This is a genomic window from Streptomyces sp. NPDC060184 (assembly GCF_042728795.1).
Lineage (GTDB): Bacteria > Actinomycetota > Actinomycetes > Streptomycetales > Streptomycetaceae > Streptomyces.
The window spans coordinates 15,801-34,141 of the sequence record NZ_JBHWYX010000045.1 but is presented as its reverse complement, the minus strand read 5'-3'; the positions used below and the strand labels follow the sequence as shown (position 1 = coordinate 34,141).

Annotated in this window: 12 protein-coding genes; 5 read left to right on the top strand and 7 right to left on the bottom strand. The window is 72.5% G+C overall.

The window, feature by feature from the left end:
• Nucleotides 1–412 precede the first annotated feature (412 nt).
• The 3 genes from ACFWEE_RS25880 (at nt 413) to ACFWEE_RS25870 (ending at nt 3,145) form a co-directional block, all read left to right on the top strand.
• Entirely contained in the window at nt 413–982 is a 570-nt protein-coding gene (locus ACFWEE_RS25880) for an SMI1/KNR4 family protein (RefSeq protein ID WP_386892560.1), read from the top strand.
• A 331-nt stretch (nt 983–1,313) separates the two neighbouring features.
• Complete coding sequence (locus ACFWEE_RS25875; RefSeq protein ID WP_386892558.1) at nt 1,314–1,853, top strand: ArsR/SmtB family transcription factor; 540 nt, start codon at nt 1,314–1,316, stop codon at nt 1,851–1,853.
• Complete coding sequence (locus tag ACFWEE_RS25870) at nt 1,850–3,145, top strand: MFS transporter (RefSeq protein WP_386892556.1); 1,296 nt, start codon at nt 1,850–1,852, stop codon at nt 3,143–3,145. Before ACFWEE_RS25875 ends, ACFWEE_RS25870 begins: the two co-directional genes overlap by 4 nt.
• A gap of 129 nt (nt 3,146–3,274) precedes the next feature.
• Here the strand turns inward: ACFWEE_RS25870 and ACFWEE_RS25865 are convergent, their stop codons facing one another.
• Nucleotides 3,275–4,432 (bottom strand): ATP-grasp domain-containing protein, encoded by a 1,158-nt coding sequence (locus ACFWEE_RS25865; RefSeq protein WP_386892555.1) that lies wholly within the window; start codon nt 4,430–4,432, stop codon nt 3,275–3,277.
• A 240-nt stretch (nt 4,433–4,672) separates the two neighbouring features.
• Nucleotides 4,673–5,320 carry a YceI family protein gene (locus tag ACFWEE_RS25860; protein WP_386892553.1) on the bottom strand — a complete coding sequence of 216 codons (648 nt, stop codon included), beginning with the start codon at nt 5,318–5,320 and terminating at the stop codon, nt 4,673–4,675.
• A gap of 277 nt (nt 5,321–5,597) precedes the next feature.
• On the opposite strand from ACFWEE_RS25860, the gene ACFWEE_RS25855 reads away from it, so the two are divergent.
• Together ACFWEE_RS25855 and ACFWEE_RS25850 are read left to right on the top strand one after the other, a co-directional pair.
• Entirely contained in the window at nt 5,598–7,664 is a 2,067-nt protein-coding gene (locus ACFWEE_RS25855; RefSeq protein ID WP_386892551.1) for a hypothetical protein, read from the top strand.
• Nucleotides 7,665–8,353: 689 nt separating this feature from the next.
• Nucleotides 8,354–9,364, top strand: coding sequence for a LacI family DNA-binding transcriptional regulator (locus ACFWEE_RS25850; protein ID WP_386892549.1), 1,011 nt, complete (start codon nt 8,354–8,356; stop codon nt 9,362–9,364).
• 89 nt (nt 9,365–9,453) lie between these two features.
• Here the strand turns inward: ACFWEE_RS25850 and ACFWEE_RS25845 are convergent, their stop codons facing one another.
• From ACFWEE_RS25845 to ACFWEE_RS25825, 5 genes are all read right to left on the bottom strand, one after another.
• The gene (locus tag ACFWEE_RS25845; RefSeq protein ID WP_386892547.1) at nt 9,454–11,751 is read right to left on the bottom strand and encodes a glycoside hydrolase N-terminal domain-containing protein; all 2,298 of its coding nucleotides are present in this window, start codon (nt 11,749–11,751) and stop codon (nt 9,454–9,456) included.
• Nucleotides 11,748–13,727, bottom strand: a complete 1,980-nt coding sequence (locus ACFWEE_RS25840) for a beta-galactosidase (protein ID WP_386892599.1) — start codon at nt 13,725–13,727, stop codon at nt 11,748–11,750. Before ACFWEE_RS25840 ends, ACFWEE_RS25845 begins: the two co-directional genes overlap by 4 nt.
• Before the next feature lie 14 nt (nt 13,728–13,741).
• The gene (locus ACFWEE_RS25835; protein WP_386892545.1) at nt 13,742–16,021 is read right to left on the bottom strand and encodes a 1,4-beta-glucanase; all 2,280 of its coding nucleotides are present in this window, start codon (nt 16,019–16,021) and stop codon (nt 13,742–13,744) included.
• A 105-nt stretch (nt 16,022–16,126) separates the two neighbouring features.
• Nucleotides 16,127–17,107: a carbohydrate ABC transporter permease gene (locus ACFWEE_RS25830; protein WP_386892544.1), complete on the bottom strand. Its 981-nt coding sequence runs from the start codon at nt 17,105–17,107 to the stop codon at nt 16,127–16,129.
• The gene (locus tag ACFWEE_RS25825; protein WP_386892543.1) at nt 17,104–18,273 is read right to left on the bottom strand and encodes an ABC transporter permease; all 1,170 of its coding nucleotides are present in this window, start codon (nt 18,271–18,273) and stop codon (nt 17,104–17,106) included. The genes ACFWEE_RS25830 and ACFWEE_RS25825 overlap by 4 nt, the downstream gene beginning before the upstream one ends.
• Nucleotides 18,274–18,341: the final 68 nt, after the last annotated feature.

The window sequence follows — 18,341 nt, the reverse complement described above, 5'->3', positions numbered from 1 at the left end:
GCCGTCCGACATTCCGGAGTGCGCGTCCCGACAGCCCCGGCTCCTGCGCTACCGAACCGTATGGGCAGGGCGAAACGCTGACACGGACTTCGCACACAAGGGCCGAAACGCGGCTTCGCAATCCGACTATAGAGATGCTCACCGGACAACTCACCGGTGATCGATGTCGGCGTCCCGGCCAGAACGCGCCCACGGCACACCGGCCGACAAGTCGACGCGCCGACTGGTGGGCCGAGGTGTCCGCAGGACGGGTGCTGTCGGCGCTTCCCGGCGCGGCCTTCCCGCACCCACGCTTCGGGACCCGGGTGCCCGGCGCCGACGCCCGGAACGCTTCGTATGCTTCGAGCGGTGACCCGCAGGCGGCGCATTCGTCCGGGTCATCCGGTCATCCGTACAGAGAGGCAGAGGAAAAATGCGCGTGGTGGAGAGCTGGTCCCGCGTGATGGATCTTCTTGAGCGGCACGCCCCGGCCGAACACGCGGATCTACCGGGGCCCGCTACGGAGCAGAGGCTTGCGGTCGCCGAGGAACGGATGGGGATCCCTCTCCCTCGGGATCTGCGGGCGTGGCTGCTGCGGAACAGTCTCGATCTTCCCGAGGAGGACGTGGACGACGACGTGGCGTGTTGCGGCTTCGCAGGGTTCCCGGACGAGGGCAGTTTCTTTCTGGGGATCCGAGCCATGGAGAACCTTTACGCGAACCGCTCCAGGCCCGGTGGATTCGACCCTCCGGACCAGCCGGACCATCCGTTCTGGCGCAACGAGTGGATCCCGTTCCTGTCGGACCAGGACGGCTGGATGGGGAAGTTCGTCGACGCGCGGGACGGACGTGTCGGCAGGTGGTTCGTGGGCGAGCCCACGATCACGGGCGAGTACGCGTCACTGGCCGACTACTTCGACTCCGTGGCGGAGATGCTGACGAAGATCGCCCACGGGAACCATCCGGTCTGCGCGGTCGACCGAGGGCGACTCGTCTGGTCGTGACGCGAAGGCGGTCGGCGGCACCGGGATCGTGCGCGGCCGGCGCCCTCGACGCCGGAGACGGCCGGGGACCGGCCCGCTCCCCGACTCGCGGGTCGGCACCCGCGGTCTCCGAGTACGCGGTCGCCCCCGGTGCCGTCGGCGCCACCGTCGGCGGCGTTTTTCGGGACCTCGCGCCCGGGTGGACGGTGGTCCCGGCCGGACAGGGGTCGTGCCTGGTCGAGAGGCGCGTCCGCGCTGGAACGGGCCGGGGGCTGTGCGGCGCGGGGGTTCAGGGGAAGTCCGTGTGGAATACCCCTTGCCCAATGGTCAAGAATCGTTGACCATTGCTCGCATGCCGACCGACGAGCTTCCCGAGGCACTTCACGTCACGACGGACGAGCAGTTGCGCGCCGTCTCCAACCTCACCCGCCACCGGATCATGGCGGTGCTCCGCTTCGAGCCCGCGACGATCACCCAGATCGCCGAGCGGGTGGGTCTCGCGAAGGGGAGTTCCAGTTACCACGTACGGCTGTTGGAGCGGGCCGGCCTGGTGAAGGTGGTACGGACCCGGAAGGTCCGGGGGGTCACCGAGCGGTACTACGCCATGGCCGCGCGGGCGATCGTGCTGCCGGATCCGGGCCGGGGAGGGCCGGACGCGCTCATGCGCCACGCGGTGGCGGACCTGGAAGCGGCACCGGTGGACGGCGAGCGGCACATCGGGATGGCGCATCTGCGGCTCACCGAAGAGCAGTTCACCGAACTGGGGGCGCGGTTGCAGGCGCTGGCGGAGGAGTACCGGGAGCTGTCCGATCCGTCGCTGCCGGACGCGTCGTTCGTCTTCGCGCTGTTCCGTCCGGCACCGCGCGAGCGGACCGAGGGAGACGCCAAGTGAGCGCAGACGTAGGCAAGTCGGTGACCGGGTTCGGGCGGCTGTGGACCGCGCAGACGGTGTCCTCGCTCGGTGACGGGGTGTCACACGCCGCGCTGCCGCTGATCGCGTTGACGCTGACGCGCGACCCGATGGCGCTCGCCGTCGTCACGGCCGCCGGGACGCTGCCCTGGCTGCTCTTCGGGGTGCTCGGCGGCGCCCTGGTGGACCGCTGGGACCACCGCCGCACGATGTGGGTCACCGACGCGGCGCGCGCGGCGTTACTCGCGATACCGGCGGCGGCGGCCGTGCTCGACGTGCTCACCATTCCGCTGCTCGCGACCGTCTCCTTCCTCCTCGGCCTCGGCGGACTCTTCTTCGACACCGCCGCCACCGCCTGTCTGCCGGATCTGCTCGGCCGTGACCCCGCACGCCTGGAGCGCGCCAACTCCCGCTTGCGCGGCGCCCAGACCGCGATGTCCGGCCTCGCCGGCCCGCCCGCGGGGAGCGCGCTGCTCGCACTCGGGCGGGCGGTACCGCTGCTCGCCGACGCGGTGTCGTTCCTGCTCTCCGCCCTGCTGGTACGCACCCTGCCCGCCGCACCGCGGCCCGTGCCGGAGGTCCGCGAGTCGCTGCTCCGGCAGGCGCGGGCCGGGGCCTCCTACGTCTTCCGGGACCGATTGCTGCTCGGGCTCGCGCTCCGCCCGGCGGTCGGGAATGTCGCCTTCCTCGCCGTGGAGACCGTCCTCGCCCTCTTCGCACACGAGCGTCTCGGCATCGGCGCCCACGGCTTCGGCCTGCTCCTCACGGCGGAGGCGACCGGTGGTCTGCTCGGTGCGGGCATCGCTTCCCACCTCGGTCGCCGACTCGGCACCGGTACCGCGCTGACCTGCACGGCCGCCGTCGAAGGACTTGCCGTCCTGGGCCTGGCCGCTGCCCGGAACCCCTACGCCGCAGGCCTCGCGCTCGCCGTCTGCGGGGCCGGTATGGGCGCCACGATGGTGCTCGCCCCCTCCCTGCGGCAGGCGATCGTCCCTCCCCACCTCATGGGCCGGGTCGCGTCCACCTCCCGCATGCTGGCCATGTGCGCAGCCCCCGTCGGGGCTTTCACCGGCGGCTGGCTGGCCACCGCCTACGACATCCGCACCCCGCTCTACTGCGCCGCCGCCCTCCTCCTCGCGATGACGGCCGTCACGGCCACCATGACCAGCGACCGCCGGGTCGAGGCGGCTCTGCGAGCCGCCGCGCCGGGCGGCGGGCCTGACCACCGGGCGTCCGGCGTCTCCGGTCCGAAGGGCACGGCTGACGCGTTGTGACGCCTTCGCGGAGGCAGACGTCACAGCATGTCGGACGCCACCGGGCAGGCGTGACGAACCACGGACGTGTCGGTGAACCGGTCCGCGAAGGGCGGCGGCGGTTCACCCGGGCCTCCCGTACCCGAGCCGTCAGGGCAGCTCCGCCACCCGCGGCGCGATCCCCACGGGCAGGACGGACAGCACGCCCTCATCGACCGCGGACCCGGACCCGGGAGGGAGAGGGGCGTACGCGGGCGGCGGCGACGGGGTCCGCTGCTGCGGGAGTACGGGGCGCAGGGGCCGGGGGCCGGGGACCACCGCGTAGTCGGAGCCGAGGAGTTCCGGCGTCAGCGCGCCGGGGTCGTCGCCGAGGGCGAGACGCACCGCCGCCCACGGCGCGTTGAGGCCGCACCGGGAGAGCTGGTGCAGGCCCCCGGCGGGGCGGGTGTTGACGTCCATCAGGACGGGTTCGCCCGCGTGCATGCGGAATTGAATGTTCGTCAGCCAGTGCAGGCCGAAGGACCGGGCGATCAGGCGGGCCGGCTCGATCCACGCGGGGTCGAGCGTGAAGCCGCGCCGTCGGCCGTTCTTCGTACGGCCCACCGCCAACCGGACCTCTCCGTCGGGGCCGGTGAGGCAGTCGACGGAGACCTCCGGTTCGTCCAGGCGTGGCATGACGAGCCAGTCGACGGACCGCTCGGTGCGCCGCAGCGCCCTGGTCACCAGCTCCAACGGCACGTACGGGCTGGGGAATCCGGTCAGGTGCAGCATGGAGAACGGCGCCCGGGTGATGATCCGGAACCCGACGCCGCCTTCCCCGCCGGTCGGCTTGAAGCACGCCTTGCCGCCCTGTGCCTCGATGGCGTCCACCGCTGCCAGCAGTTGGGCCTCGTCGCGCACCCGCCACCACGGCGGCACCGGGGCGCCGACCCGCCGCACGGTCTCGTACGCCAGCGCCTTGTCGGCGAAGAGGCCGATCGCCTCGGCGGGCGGCGCGAGCAGCGCCGTACCGAGCGCCGCGAAGTCCTCGCGGTGCGCGGCCAGAGCCGCCTGGTGGAGGACGGGTACGAACACGTCGGTGCCGCGCCGCGCGCACTGGTCCAGCGCGTACTCGACGTACGCGGCGGGCGACAGGTTCTCCGGCTCCGGCGCCGAGGTGTCGGCCGCCGCGAGCACCGGGGAGTCCGGGTCGGCGTGCGTGGCGTGGATCTCGACGGGACGACCCTGCGGATTGCGCCGCAACTGATCGATGAAGAACACGTTCTCCGCGTACGTGCGGTTGAGCCAGACGCGTACGGGAGAGACCATGCAGGCCGCCTTCGGGGTCGCGGACACGGCGGGGCAGGGCCGTACCCGGTCGGTGAGAGAGGGAGAACACGGACCACCTGCGGCAGGAGGAACCGCAGGTGGGGGTGTTGGGGTGATCCTAGGGCGCGGGACGGCGCGCTTTGCTACGCGCGTGTTACGGATTCCGGGAGGGGTGTCCCCGGTCCCGGAGCGTGGGCTCCCCGTCCCCCGCGGCCCCGTCGTTCCGTCGCGGGGCGCCGCTCACCCGTCGATCGGCTTGCGGATCGCCGCGATGTCGAACTGGAGCCGCAGCCGCTCGCTGACCATGGCTCCGCCTTCGGCGAGGCGGGCGTTGTAGGTGAGGCCCCAGTCGGAGCGGTTGATGGTGGTGGTGCCGTCGAAGCCGACGCGTTCGTAGCCGAAGGGGTCGGTGACGTGGCCGATGTAGGTGAGCTCCAGGTCGACCGGGTTGGTGGTGCCCCTGATGGTGAGGTCACCGGTCATGCGGTAGACGTCCTGCGCCTGGAGGGTCACGGCGGTGCTGGTGAAGGCCATCCGCGGGTGCCTCTGGGCGTCCAGGAACTCCCGCCCGACGAGGTGCCCGTCGCGCTGTTCGACCCCGGTGTCGACGCTGGCGGTGGCGATGGAGATCTCGGCCCGGGAGCGGGCGGGGTTGCTGCCGTCGAAGTAGAGGAGGCTTTCGTACTCGGCGAACGAACCCCGCACCGTCGTCACCATGGCGTGCCGCACGGAGAATCCGATCCTGCTGTGCGCCGGATCGATCATCCACTCCCCGGTGAGCCCCTTCAGCGCCGGATGGGGGAGCACGGCGGCGGGAGGTGCGACCGTCGTGCCCGCGCCCGTGTCCGCTGTGCGTCGGGGCGTTGAGCTGCGGCTGAAGATGTTCATGACGTATGTAGTTACTTTGAGAGAACGATCAACGTAAGAGAACGTTGATGAATTCGAACATTTACCCGCGAACCTTCACGGGAGTGAAGCCCTTGTGGGCACGGGGCGTAGCGTCTCGGTGGACCGCGCTCCGGGACGGCTCCTCTGCGGACAGTGACTGACGACCTCTCGATCACGCGAGTGTTCCACGGTTCATTTGCCATTCCTTCACATCGCCTGACAGGATCCCGTCCTTCGGCGTGCACAATGCCGTCGCTGAGCCGGGGGGACCAGCCGCGTGGGGATACGCATCAGCCTTCGACGTGCCGTGATGGCCATGGTCGCGTTGCTCGTCGCCGCCGTCGTGCTGGGTGTCGGGGCGTCACCCGCCGCCGCTCACCGGGACGGCTGCCACCGCTGGCATTCCTGCCCCTCCGACACCGGCTCGTACGTCTGCGGGGACCTCGGGTACTTCTCGGAATGCGGGTACAGCTCCCTGCCGGGCTCCGGAACCGGAACGGGCAGCGGCAGCGGAAGCGACTCCGGCACGGACACCGAGGTGGTCCTGGACGACGAGGCGCCCGAACGTCCCGCCACGCGCGGCGCGGACGCGGGGGCCGGCGGCAGCGTCGGCGTCGTGGTCTCGGCCGAGAAGGGGTCCAGGATCGAAGTGCGCGACGAGGTGGACTCGGTCGTCGCCCACGCCACCGCCACCGGGGCGGAGCAGAAGATCACCTTCGACGCGGAGGACGGCGGGCACGCCTACACCGTCGTGGCCGTCGACTCCGCGGGCAACACCAGTGAAGCGAGCGACGAGTTCACCGTCACGGTCGACGGCACCGCACCCGAGGCGGGCACACCCGCCCTGGGGGCGACGGACCCGGAGACGGGTGCGGCCGAGGTCTCCCTCCACGCCGAGGCGGGCGCCTCGTACGAGGTGACGGTCGAAGGCCGCAAGGAAGCGCTGAGCGGTACGGTCGGCGCCACCGGAACGGTCACCGGATCGTTCCGCCTGCCCGACGGCTCCTACCGTCTCGTCGCCGTCGTACGGGACGAGGCCGGCAACCGAACCCGTACGGTCGCGACCGTACGCGTCGCCCTGAAGGCGCTCCGGCCCCGGGTGGGGGTGGGGGCCCCGGAGGACGGGCGTACCCGCGTCGATGTCGTCGGGCCGCCCGGATCCGCCGGGACCGTGACCACGGGGGGCGTGGCGGAGCCCGTCCGGCTGGACGGCGACGGACGCGGCAGCGTGTCCCTTCCGCTGGAGGACGGGTCGTACCGGGCGACCGTGACGCTGACCGACCCGTTCGGACGCGAAGGGACCACGCGCTCGGCGGAGTTCGTCGTCGACACGGTCGCCCCGGCGCTGCGCCTCGGCTACGACGAGGAGCGGGCGCGCCACGGCGACGTGGTGCTGGCGGTGACCGGTGAACCAGGCGCCACGCTGCGGCTCGACGGCGCGGACCGGGAGCGTTCCGTGGTCCTGGCACGCGCGCACCAGGTACTGACCTGGCACGCGCGGCCCGGCGACCACCGACTGGTGGCCCGGCTGACCGACGCGCACGGCAACACCACCGAGCGGGAGCTCGTCGTGCGCGTCTCGGACGACATGACCGGTACCGAGATCCGGAACGCGCTGCTCGGCTTCGCCGTGATCCTGGCCGTGCTGGGGACTGTTGGCGTCCTGGTGTGGCGGCGGCGCAGAGCGATCATCGTGTGGCGGGCCCGGCGGCGCGAGTCCGCGCGGATCGCGGCGCAGGAGCGAGTGGCGCTGGCCGCGGTCGCGCGGCAGGAAGCCGAGGAGCGCCGGCGCGAGGACGAGCGCCGCCGCGCCCTGGAGGCGCACGGGCGCCGGCTGGCGGTCTGGCTGAGCACCCGCGAACGCCTCGTCGCGGAACACGACTTCGTCCGTGGGCTGCGGGGCACGGAGTACAGCGCGACGGACTTCCGGTGGGCCGCGCGCAAGGCCGGTGAGCGCGTGCTCTTCGTGGCACCCGTGTCCCTCGTGGAGATGCGCACCCGGCAGGGAGTGAGTCATCTGGAGACCACCTGGGCAGGGGAGTTGGCGGTCACCGACCGGCGCGTGCTGTTCAGCGGTCCGGGCGGCCGACGGGAGTGGGCATACGGAAAGTGGCTCCACCACGAGCACGACGAGGGCGCCGGTCTGACCCTGATCTCCGTGAGCAACCGCCAGAAGACGTCCGGCATCTCCTACGCCCACGGCGAGGCCTTCCGCGTGCGGTCGGCGATCGACCTCGCGGTGGGCCGGGCGCAAGGCCGTGGCGACGAGGTGACCGACCGGGCCCGGGCGGCACTGGAGGTCCACGAGCGGAACAAGCCGGAGCAGCCCGCTCAGGGGCGGTGAACGAGCGGGCCGTGCGGTGAAGGACGGGCCGGGGCGCTGGTGAACGGGCTTGCCGGGGGCCGGGGTTCGAGGAGGGCCACCGGACCGTCGAGGTCGGGCCGGTGGAGCGGGAGACGGAGACGGTTGGCCGCGCGCGCCGCGCGTCCCGTGCCGGCGCGTGCCGTGCCGGGCCGGGCCGGGCCGGGCCGCGGAGGCGGCATCGGCCCGCTTTTCCGGAGGCGAGCGAATCGGTCCGCCATCGGCGGCAACCTTTTGGTTCCGTGCGGCGACTACGAGTCCGAACCCCCCTGTTCTCACGGGGGACCGAGGAACGGATCAGCCCATGGCACCGTACGGACGCAGGCCACCGGAGCAGCGGGCCGCGGGGGACGGGCCGGTGGCGGTCCCGGCTCCGAACCGTGCCCGGCCGTCCGGCGCCATGAGGCTCCCCCGGCTCCCCGGGCCGCCCGAGGACATGGGGCTTCCCGCTCCCTGAACTTCTTCCCGAGCGATGTCGAAGCGCTTCGACAAGCCTCTGACACCTCTCTGGACAGTTCACGGGAGTCCGTCTAGCCTGGATTGAATCTTCGCATGTCAGAAGGGGATTGGGAGGAGAAGTCGCTCGTTTCGAAGCGCTTCACCAAACCGTTCCGCCCTCTCGTCGTTCTGCCGCACCCCCACTTGTCACTGTCACCCGTAAGGGAGAGCGCATGGTCACCCTGGCCGAGGTCGCCCAGCACGCCGGAGTCTCCGCGAGCACGGTGAGCTACGTCCTCAGCGGGAAGCGGTCCATCTCCGCTCCCACCCGGGAGCGCGTGGAGCTGAGCATCCAGCAACTCGGCTACCACCCCAACGCCGGGGCACGCGCGCTCGCCAGCAGTCGCTCCAACATCATCGCCCTGATGGTGCCGTTGCGTACGGACATGTACGTGCCGGTGATGATGGAGATCGCCATCGCGGTCGCCACGACCGCCCGCACGCACGGGTACGACGTGCTGCTCCTCACCGGCGAGGAGGGCCCCGCGGCGGTCCGGCGGATCGCCGGGAGTTCGCTCGCCGACGCGCTGATCCTCATGGACGTGGAACTGCACGACGAGCGCCTTCCCGTGCTCCGGGACACCGAACGGGCCGCCGCCCTCATCGGGTTGCCCGCCGACGCGACCGGACTGACCTGTGTGGACCTCGACTTCGAGGCGACCGGGGCGCTCTGCCTGGAACACCTCGCCGGTCTCGGACACCGCGAGGTCGCGGTGATCGGTGAGGCGCCCGCCGTCTACGAACGGCACACCGGTTTCGCCGAACGCACCATCGACGGCATCCGGGCCAAGGCGCGCGAGACCGGGGTGACGGTGCTGCACCGGCCCTGCGAGGGCGGTTACGCGGCCATGGCGCAGACCCTGTCCCGGATCTTCGACGAACGGCCGGGCACCACCGGTTTCGTCGTCCAGAACGAATCCGCCGTGGAGCCGCTGCTCAACCTCCTCCAGCAGCAGGGCCGCGCCGTGCCCGAGGACGTCTCGGTCGTCGCGATCTGCCCCGAACAGGTGGCGGCGCAGGCCTCCGTGCGGCTCACCTCCGTCGCCATTCCCGCCCAGGAGATGGGACGCCGGGCGGTCGAGCTGGTGGTGGCCAAGCTCACCGGCTGCGACAAGAACGAAGTCGAGCTCATAGCACCGGAGTTGACGGTACGGGCGAGCACGGGCCCAGTGCCCGCCGTGTGAGCCGCGCCGGTGGGCCCGTCCGCTCCCGGCCGGTCGCGCGAACGCCGCGCCCGGCCGGGCGCCCACCGGTCGGCGGGCCGCCGGGCCGTTCACCCGTCCGCCGCCTCCCCGCGCGGCACCGTCAGGACCCGCTCGGCCCCCGCCGTGAGCGTGATCCAGGACGCCGCGCCCGGCTCCGCCGCACCCTCCTGGGCGCCCGGCGGCGGCCCCGTGCGCAGCTCGACCCGGGCGTCGCGGGCGGGCCGGAGCACCGCGGTGACCTCCTCGGAGGTCCAGTCGAGGTCGAGCGTCGCTCCGAACCTCGTACGGACGCCCCGGAGCGAGCCCCGGGGGTACGCGGCCGGGAGCGCGGGCAGCAGGACCAGGCGGTGCGGCGCCGACTGGACCAGCATCTCCAGCACCACCGCCGGCAGCGCGTGGGCGGCGTCCGCGTTGTACACGTCGCGGTCCGGGTAGTGCGCGCTCATCAGCGAGTCGTGGAAGAAGTCCCCGGCCAGCACCGACGCCAGCGCCGAGGAGACCCGTGAGCCGTCCCGCAGCCGCGCCGCGACCAGCGCGTGGTGCAGATGGCCGTGGGCCGAATCGTTCTCCGAACCCCGCAGCTCCAGCGCGCGGTGGGCGGCGCGGGCCGGTCCGGGGGTGTCGTAGGGGTTGATCTCGTCGAGCGGCCACACCGGGTAGAGGTGGCTGAGGTGGCGGTGGTCGTACGTCTCGCGCAGTCCGGGCCACGCCCACTCGGCGAGCGCGCCGTCCTCGTTGACCAGGTAGTGCGGCAGCCGGTCGGCGAGGGAGCGCCACCGGTCGGCGTCCGGATGGCCGGGGGCGAGCTCCGCCGCCGTCGTCAGGGCGTGACGGGCCGCCGCGATGTCCATCGTGGCGTTGACGGTGCCCCAACTCGCGTTCGCCGGGCGGTTCTCCGGCGAGTACGACGGGACCACGGCCACACGGCCGTCCGGGCCCCGACGGGTGAGGAAGTCCGTGTAGAAATCGGCCACTTCGACACAGGACGAGATGAGCAGCCGCGGGGTCCGGCCGGTGGTCGCCGCGTGCTCCAGCAGCGGGTGCAGCAGCCAGTCGGCACCGGCCGTCCACAGATGCAGCGGATAGGCCCGCTGGAAGTGGCGGGTGTGGCCGGACTCGCCGTCCGAATGGGAAGGCGCGACGATGCCCCGGGCGCCGAACAGGGCACGGGCGTTCTCCCGCCAGTGCTCCGACTGGCCCTCGATCAGGCGGGCGTGGGCGTCGAGCACCTCGGGCAGGTCCGCCGCGGCGGCCGAGGCAAGCTGGAGGTTGAGGTTGGCGTTGGTGGTGAACGCCCCCGACCAGGCGGTGTTCCAGTCGCCCGTCCACAGCCCGGTCAGGCGGGGCGGCAACAGCCCCGAAGCGGAGAGCAGGTGGTAGCGGCCCGCCGCGAACAGCCGCTCCAGCAGGGCGGGGCTGTCCGGATGGCGCAGCAGCTCGCTGCCCGGGAGATCCGGCCGCGCCGGATCCTCGTCGTGCAGGGAGAGCCCGCACCGCACGAACGCGGCACGATGGAGCGGCACATGACGGTCCAGCAGCTCCGCGTAGCCGGCATCCGGCAGGGCCGACCACTCGGCTTCGAAATCCGGGTCGCCGGGGCCCCGGCGCACCCGGGTGAGCAGCAACAGGCTCCGGGCGCCTGTGACCCGTACGCCGTCGCCGTCCACCGAGACCGTGCCGCCCTCCGTGCGCAGCGATGCCACCCCGACGCAGGACAGTTCGCTGTCCGGGTAGCGCAGCCGGATCGCGAGGCGGGCGCCGTGCGGCGTCAGCACCGTGGAGCGGCCGATCGCGAGGCCCGCCGGGGCGCCGGGGAGGGCCGGGTCGAGCGTGACTCCGAGGTCCGGCGCGGGTCCGGTGATGTGCTGCACGATCACGTCGTCGGCCCGCGACACGAACACCCGGCTGCGCCAGGGCCCCGAGGCGGCGGTGGCCTCGCCCGAGGTGAAGTCCAGCTCGCGGCGGTAGGGCGAGAGGGCGGGGCCGGCTTCGGGCCCTACCGCCGTGCCGGACGGGAGGGTGCCGTCGTCCCCGGTGCCACCGGCCTCCGCCCCCCTCCGCCGTACCCGGGTCTGGAACGCCGGGTGGAACGGCTGGACCCACACCAGCGGGCGGCCCGCGCCGAAGCGTTCGGCCGCCTCGGTGTCCCCGGCGAGCAACGCGTCCTGGAGCGGGCCGAGTTCGCCCGACAGCTCCGGTGGGCGCAGGTGCTCGCTGCCGTTGGGGCGGACGAGGGTGTGGTGGTTGACGATCACCCGGTCGTCGGCCGGGTCGCCGTAGACCATCGCCCCGTGGTGCCCGTTCCCGCTGAGGAAGGCGTCCTCCCAGCGCGCCGCGGGCCGGGGCTCCCAGGTGCCCCGGCTCATGGCGCGCCGACCGGCTTCAGGGCCGCCACGCCGTAACGCCCCAGCTCCACGGCCCCGTCCGCCTTCGCGCCGCTGAGCACGTCGACGTACGCGCCCGGCAGCGGCACGGTCACCGTGCCCTGCCCGTGGTGGAGCAGGAAGAGCAGTTCGCCCCGGCGTACCGCCTCCACACCCTCGGGCAGTGCGGCCATCACGGGGCGGACGCCCGCCTCGCCGGCCACCCGGCCGAGCAGTTCGCGCAGGGCACCGGGCTCCGGCAGGGTCGAGAGGTACCAGGCGCCGCCCTTGCGGAGCACGGCGGGCAGGCCGTCCAGTTCGCCGCCCCGGTAGGCGGCGACGGTCTCGCCGGTGCCGTCCGCCTCCAGCTCCTCCGACCACAGCAGGCCCCGGAAGCCGTCGCAGGCGACGCTCGCGTCCGGTTCGAGCGGCCACCACTCGTGGAGCGTGCGGATCGAGAAGAGTTCCCGCAGCCGCGCGTCCATGCCACCCGGCCGGATGCGGTCGTCCACGTCGGCGACGCCGGTGAAGAACCCGCTGACCAGGGTGCCGCCGCCCGCCACGTAGGCGACCAGGTTGTCGACGGCCGCGTCGGACAGCAGGTAGAGCTGCGGTACCACGACCATCCGGTAGCCGCTCAAGTCCGCTTCGGGCCGGGCGAAATCGGTCGCCGTGCCGTTCTCCCAGAGCGCCCGGTGCCAGGCCCGTACGATCTCCGGGTAGTCCAGGTGCGAGGAGGGGCGGCCCTCCTGCGCGCTGCCCCACCAGGCGTCCCAGTCGTGCAGCACCGCCACCTCGGCCGGGGCGTGGGCGCCGCTCACCTCCGGTGCGAGGGTGGCCAGTTCGGCACCGATGCGGGTGATCTCCCGGAAGGCGCGGCCCTCGGGACCGGCGTGCGACACCATCCCGGAGTGGAACTTCTCCGAGCCCTGCCGGGACTGGCGCCACTGGAAGTAGCAGACGGCGTCCGCGCCCCGGGCCACCGACTGGAGGGACCAGAGCCTGTTCAGCCCCCGGGGCTTCGGGTGGTTCACCGGACGCCAGTTGACCGCGCTCGCGGCCTGTTCCATCAGCATCCACGGCCCCCCGGCCTGCGAGCGCGTCATGTCGGCGAGCATCGCGTTGTACTGCCCCGCTCCCGGGTCGGCCGGGTCCGGGTAGACGTCCACCGAGACGACGTCCTCCTGCCCGGCCCACGCCCACGCGTCCTGACCCGACCAGAGCGGCATGAAGTTGGACGTCACCGGGACGTCGGGGGAGTGGCGGCGCACGATGTCCCGCTCGGCGGTGCAGCACTCCAGCAGGGCGTCGGAGGTGAACCGCTTGAAGTCGAGCACCTGCGTGGGGTTGCGCGTGTACTGGGCCTTGCGGGGCGGCAGGATCTCCGCCCAGGTGTCGTACCGCTGGCTCCAGAAGGCCGTCCCCCATGCCTCGTTGACCGCGTCGAGCGTGCCGTACCGGCCGGCGAGCCAGCGGCGGAAGTGCGCCGCCGTCTCGTCGCACCAGCAGTGCGTGCAGTACTCGTTGTTGATGTGCCACATGGTCAGCGCCGGATGGCCGGAGTACCGGGCCGCCAGGTCCTCGGTGAGAGCGGCGGCGTACCGGCGGTACACCGGTGAACTCGCGCAGAAGTGCTGGCGCGAGCCGTACCAGACGACCGAACCGTCCTCCGCGCGCGGCAGCGTCTCCGGGTGCAGCGCACCCATCCACGGCGGCGGGGAGGAGGTCGGGGTGGCGAGGACCACACCGACGCCGTTCTCCTCCATGAGCCGCATCAGCCGGTCGAGCCAGCCGAACTCCCTTGCCCCGGGCCGGGGTTCGATCTTCGCCCAGGAGAAGACGCCGAGCGTCACCGAGTTGACCCCGGCCTCCTTCATCAGGGCCACGTCCTCGGCCCACACCTCCTCGGGCCACTGCTCGGGGTTGTAGTCGCCGCCGAAGAGAAGGCGGCCACGGGTGGCGTCACGCAGGGACGGCATGGTGTTCTCGATCCTCATTCCGGGTCGGCGTACTGGATGCCCCGGCCGTTGGTGCCCAGATACACCCGGCCGTGGACACGGGGGTCGCCGGTGATCACCTCGCCGGTCCACCCCCACTGGTGCTGGTCGTCGTTGATGCGTATCCAGGTGGTGCCCGCGTCGTCCGAGCGCAGCACGGCCACCTTGTCGTGAGTCGCGGACACCCGCCCCGTCTGGAAGACCGCCGGGTACCCCGCGTGCGCGCGACGGCCCGTCGAGGGGGCCGCCTTGCCGAAACCCAGCGCGTGGGACTCCTGGACCCCGGCCACGGCCGTGAACGTCCGGCCGCCGTCCGTAGAGCGGTGCAGCCCGCCGGTCTTCGCCGACAGCCAGAGGTCGCCCGTCCTGCCCGGCGCCGCCGCCATCTTGAACTGGGCGTCACCGGAGGGCAGTCCGGTGGCGGAGACGGTGAAGGTCGCGCCCGCGTCCGTGGAGAGGTGGACGGTACCGGTGTCCGTGTCGTACGCGTAGAAGCGGGCGGAGTCCACCGGGTCGGCGACGGGCGTCGCGCCCTTCGGGAACGTCCCCACCTCGTGCCAGCTCGCACCACCGTCCGTGGACCGGTGCGCCGGGTACTTCGTGCCGTCCCAGTGGACGAACGTCCAGAGCAGCGTCGTCCCGTCCGCGCTCACCGCGATCGGTCCCGGCGCGGACGCCGCGATCTCCGGCTGGGCCGCGAACGGCTGCCAACTGGCGCCCCCGTCGTGGGAGTACGCGCCCGCGGCGTCCGACCCCGAGGGCCAGCCGGTCCGCACGACGTACGAGGGGACGCGCGCCGCGAGGGCCAGGCCGGTCGCGGTGCCGAACACCGGGTCCGACGCCATCCCGCGCGAGGGGGAGGCGGTGAGCGACTCGTGGTACATCACCCCGATGTCGCCCAGCCCGCTGAGGAGCCGGGCGCCCCGCGCGGTCGGCGGCGCGACCAGGTGGCGTACCGACGACTCCTCCAGGCCCCGGATCTCCGGCGCCCAGTGCACCAGGTCCCGGGTGCCGAAGACCGTGGCGCCGGTTCCGTACAGGAGGTGGCGCGAGTCGAAGGGGTCGACCGCGACGGCCTGGATCCACCAGCCGAACTTGGCCTCCCCGCCCCAGCGCAGGTAGGGCGTCTCCGAGACGTCCAGCACCGCCGAGTCCTTGAGGGAGGTCCAGGTGCGGCCGTGGTCGGTGGAGCGGAAGAGCGTGTCGACCGGCCCCCAGCGGTTGTTGGTGGAGACGACGACCGTCCCCGGGCGCCTGGCGTCCACGGCGATCCCGCCGTAGCCGAACGCGTCCGCCCCGCCCGGCACCACGGGCGTCACGTCCGACCAGGCACCGGTCACCGTGTCGAGACGGCGCACCGCGCCGTCGCTCTGGTTGTTGGGCCCCGGACCGTTCGCCCAGCTCACGTACAAGGCGCGGGAGGCGGCGTCGTACGCGGCGCGGACCGGCACCCGGGTCGCCCCGTCGGCCGCCGGGCCGCCGGGCACCGGCTCCCACCCGCCCGACGCGGTCGAGCGGTACAGCGAGGCGGTGCCGTCGCCCCAGCCGGCGTACACCGTCCGCCCGGCCGCCACCAGCAGGGTGACTCCCTGACCGGAGGCGTCCGGCACGGCGGGGAAGGAGGGGTCGGGCGCCCAGGTGGCGCCCCGGTCGGTGGAGCGCAGCAGCCCGTCGTGGCGGGTGCCGAGCCAGAGGGTGTCGCTGTCGCGAGGGTCGACCAGCAGACGTTCGCCGGTACCCCGGCCGTCCTCGTTGGCACCGAGCCGCACCGCCAGGTCCGTACGGGTCCAGGTCGCGCCCCGGTCCTCGGACCGCAGCACCGCCCCCGGGGACGCCCAGGACTGGGCGTACGTGCCGAGCGCGAGGTACACCCGGTCCGGGTGGGCCGGGTCCACGGCGATCGCCTCGACGCCGAGCAGGTTCCAGTCGTCCCAGCCGGTGAAGTCGGTGAGGGCCGTCCAGCGGGCCTTCGCGGCGTCCCACCGGTAGGCGCCGCCGATGTCCGTGCGGGCGTAGGCCAGGCCGCGCACCGACGGGTGGAACATCAGGCCGGTGACGAACCCGGTGCCGCCGATGGCGGCGGTGCGCCAGCGGTACGCCTGGGTCCTTGGCCGGCCAAAGGACCGCTGGGCCGCCGAGGCCGTACCCGCGGCGGGCAGCACACAGGCCGCCGCGGCGACGGCGACCGCCCCGGCGAGCACCGAGCGGCGCCCGGGCGGCGACGGCACGGCGGAGGCCGGGGCGGTGGAGCGGGGATCGGAACGGAACGCGGGCACGGCGGAATCCTTCCGGAGCGGGCGAAGAGGGGGAGCGGGACGCTCCGTGCCGCGCGCGGGAGGTCCCGGCGCGCGGCACGTGGGGCAGCGGAGAAGGCGGTGGGCTCAGCCCTTTACCGCCCCGGTGAGCATCCCCTTCTGGAAGTGCTTCTGGACGAACGGCGACAGCACCGCCACCGGGATCAGCGCGAGGACCATGACGGCCATCTGCACCGCGAGGCTGTTGATCTGCCCGCTGCTCACCGCCGCCCCCATCGCGCCCGGTGGCACCTGGTGCTGGAGCACCAGCTGACGGAGAATCATCTGGAGCGGGTACTTCTCGCTGTCCTGGATGTAGAGCATGGCGTTGAACCACTGGCTCCAGTAACCCACCGCGTAGAAGAGCGAGATGACGGCGACCACGGCGCGCGAGAGCGGCAGGACGATCTGGAGCAGGATGCGCCACTCGCCGGCGCCGTCGATACGTGCGGCGTCGATCAGTTCGGGGGCGGTGTCCATGAAGAACCCGCGGAGCACCAGGATGTTGAAGACGGAGATCGCGCTCGGCAGGATCATCGACCAGTAGCTGTCGCTCAGCCCGATCCCGGTCACCAGCAGATATGTGGGGATGAGCCCGGCGCCGAAGAACATCGTCGCCATGAGCGTCATCAGCAGCGGCCGGTGGGCGATCGAGTCGCGCCGGCTGAGCCCGTAGGCGCAGAGGATCGAGATCACCATGCTGAACACCGTGCCGACGACGGTCAGTCCGATGCTGACCATCGCGGCCCGGGTGACCGCGCCGCCGCTCAGCAGCTCCTTGTACGCGACGAAGGTGACGCTCTTCGGCCAGACGACCAGCCCGCCCGCGTCGTTGATGGCCTTGGTGTCGGAGAGGCTGGTGACGACCACCACCCAGATGGGGATGAGGATGACGGCGCAGATCGCCACCAGGCCGAAGCCCTTGAAGGCGAGCCCGGCCTTCGTCGGCTCGTCCTCCCAGGCGGGGCGCTGCTCGGTGCCGAGGAGACGCTGGAGTGGGGTGCGGGCCGGAGCGGTGTCCACGGGCCACCCGCCCGGGGTCTTTTCGAGGTCCAGGAGAGTCGTCATTTCTTGGAGTACACCCCCTGCTCGCCCAGCATGTGGGCGACCTTGTTCGCGCCCAGCACCATGGCGACGCTGAACAGTCCCTTGAAGATCCCGGCCGCGGCGGCGTAGCCGAAGTCACCGGTCTTGATGCCCGTCCACCAGATGTAGGTGTCGAGGATCTCGGAGGCGCCGGCGCCCACCTGGTCGCGCTGGAGCAGGATCTGCTCGAAGTCCAGGTTGAGCGCGCTGCCGACCCGCAGCACCAGCAGCAGGGCGATCACCGGGCGCAGCGCGGGCAGCGTGACGTGCCACATGCGGCGCCAGCGTCCCGCGCCGTCCACCGCGGCGGCCTCGTACAGGTCGGTGTTGACGGCGGCGAGCGCGGCGAGGAAGACGATGACGCCCCAGCCGGCGTCCTTCCAGACGGCCTGCGCGGTCACCAGGAACTTGAAGAACCCGGGGTTGGTCATGAGGTCGAAGCCCTCGTGCCCGTGTTCGCGCAGCCACTGGGCGACGAGTCCGGCACCGCCGAACATCTGCTGGAAGACCGTGACGACGAGGACCCAGGAGAAGAAGTGCGGCAGGTAGACGATCGCCTGCACCCACGCCTTGACCCGCGCGCTCATCAGACTGTTCAGGAGCAGCGCGATGGCGATCGGGATCGGGAAGAAGAGGATCAGCTGCGTCAGGAAGATGACCAGCGTGTTGACCAGGACTTCCCAGAAACGGTAGTCGTCGAAGATCCGCGTGAAGTTGTCGAACCCGACGAAGGGGCTGCCGGTGATGCCCAGGTCGTAGACGTCGTAGTTCTGGAACGCGACGATGTTCCCGAGCAGCGGTATGTAGTTGAAGATCAGCAGCAGCACGATGGCGGGGAGCGTCATCAGGACCAGCGTGCGGTCCCGCCGCAGCCGGTGCCGCCAGGTGATGCCCTCGGCGGGCAGCCCGGACGACGGGCGTCCGCCGCCCTTCGCCGCCCTGCCGGACCGGCCGCCGCGCGCGCGGGGAACCGCGCTCCCGCCGGTGGCCCGCGGCCTGTCCGTCCCGTCCTCGACTCCGCCGTCCGGCGGAGCGCCGTCCCGCGTTCCGCCGTCCTGTGCGGCGTGCCGGCCGTCCTCGTCGGCCGGGACACCGGTCCCGTCCGCCGCGCGGCCCGTGCCGGCCGCCGCCGTGGCCCGTGGCTTCACCGTGAGCTCCCCATGTCGTGCTGCTCCGCCCCGGCCGCCGGGCGTCACTGCGCCCGGCGGCCACTCTC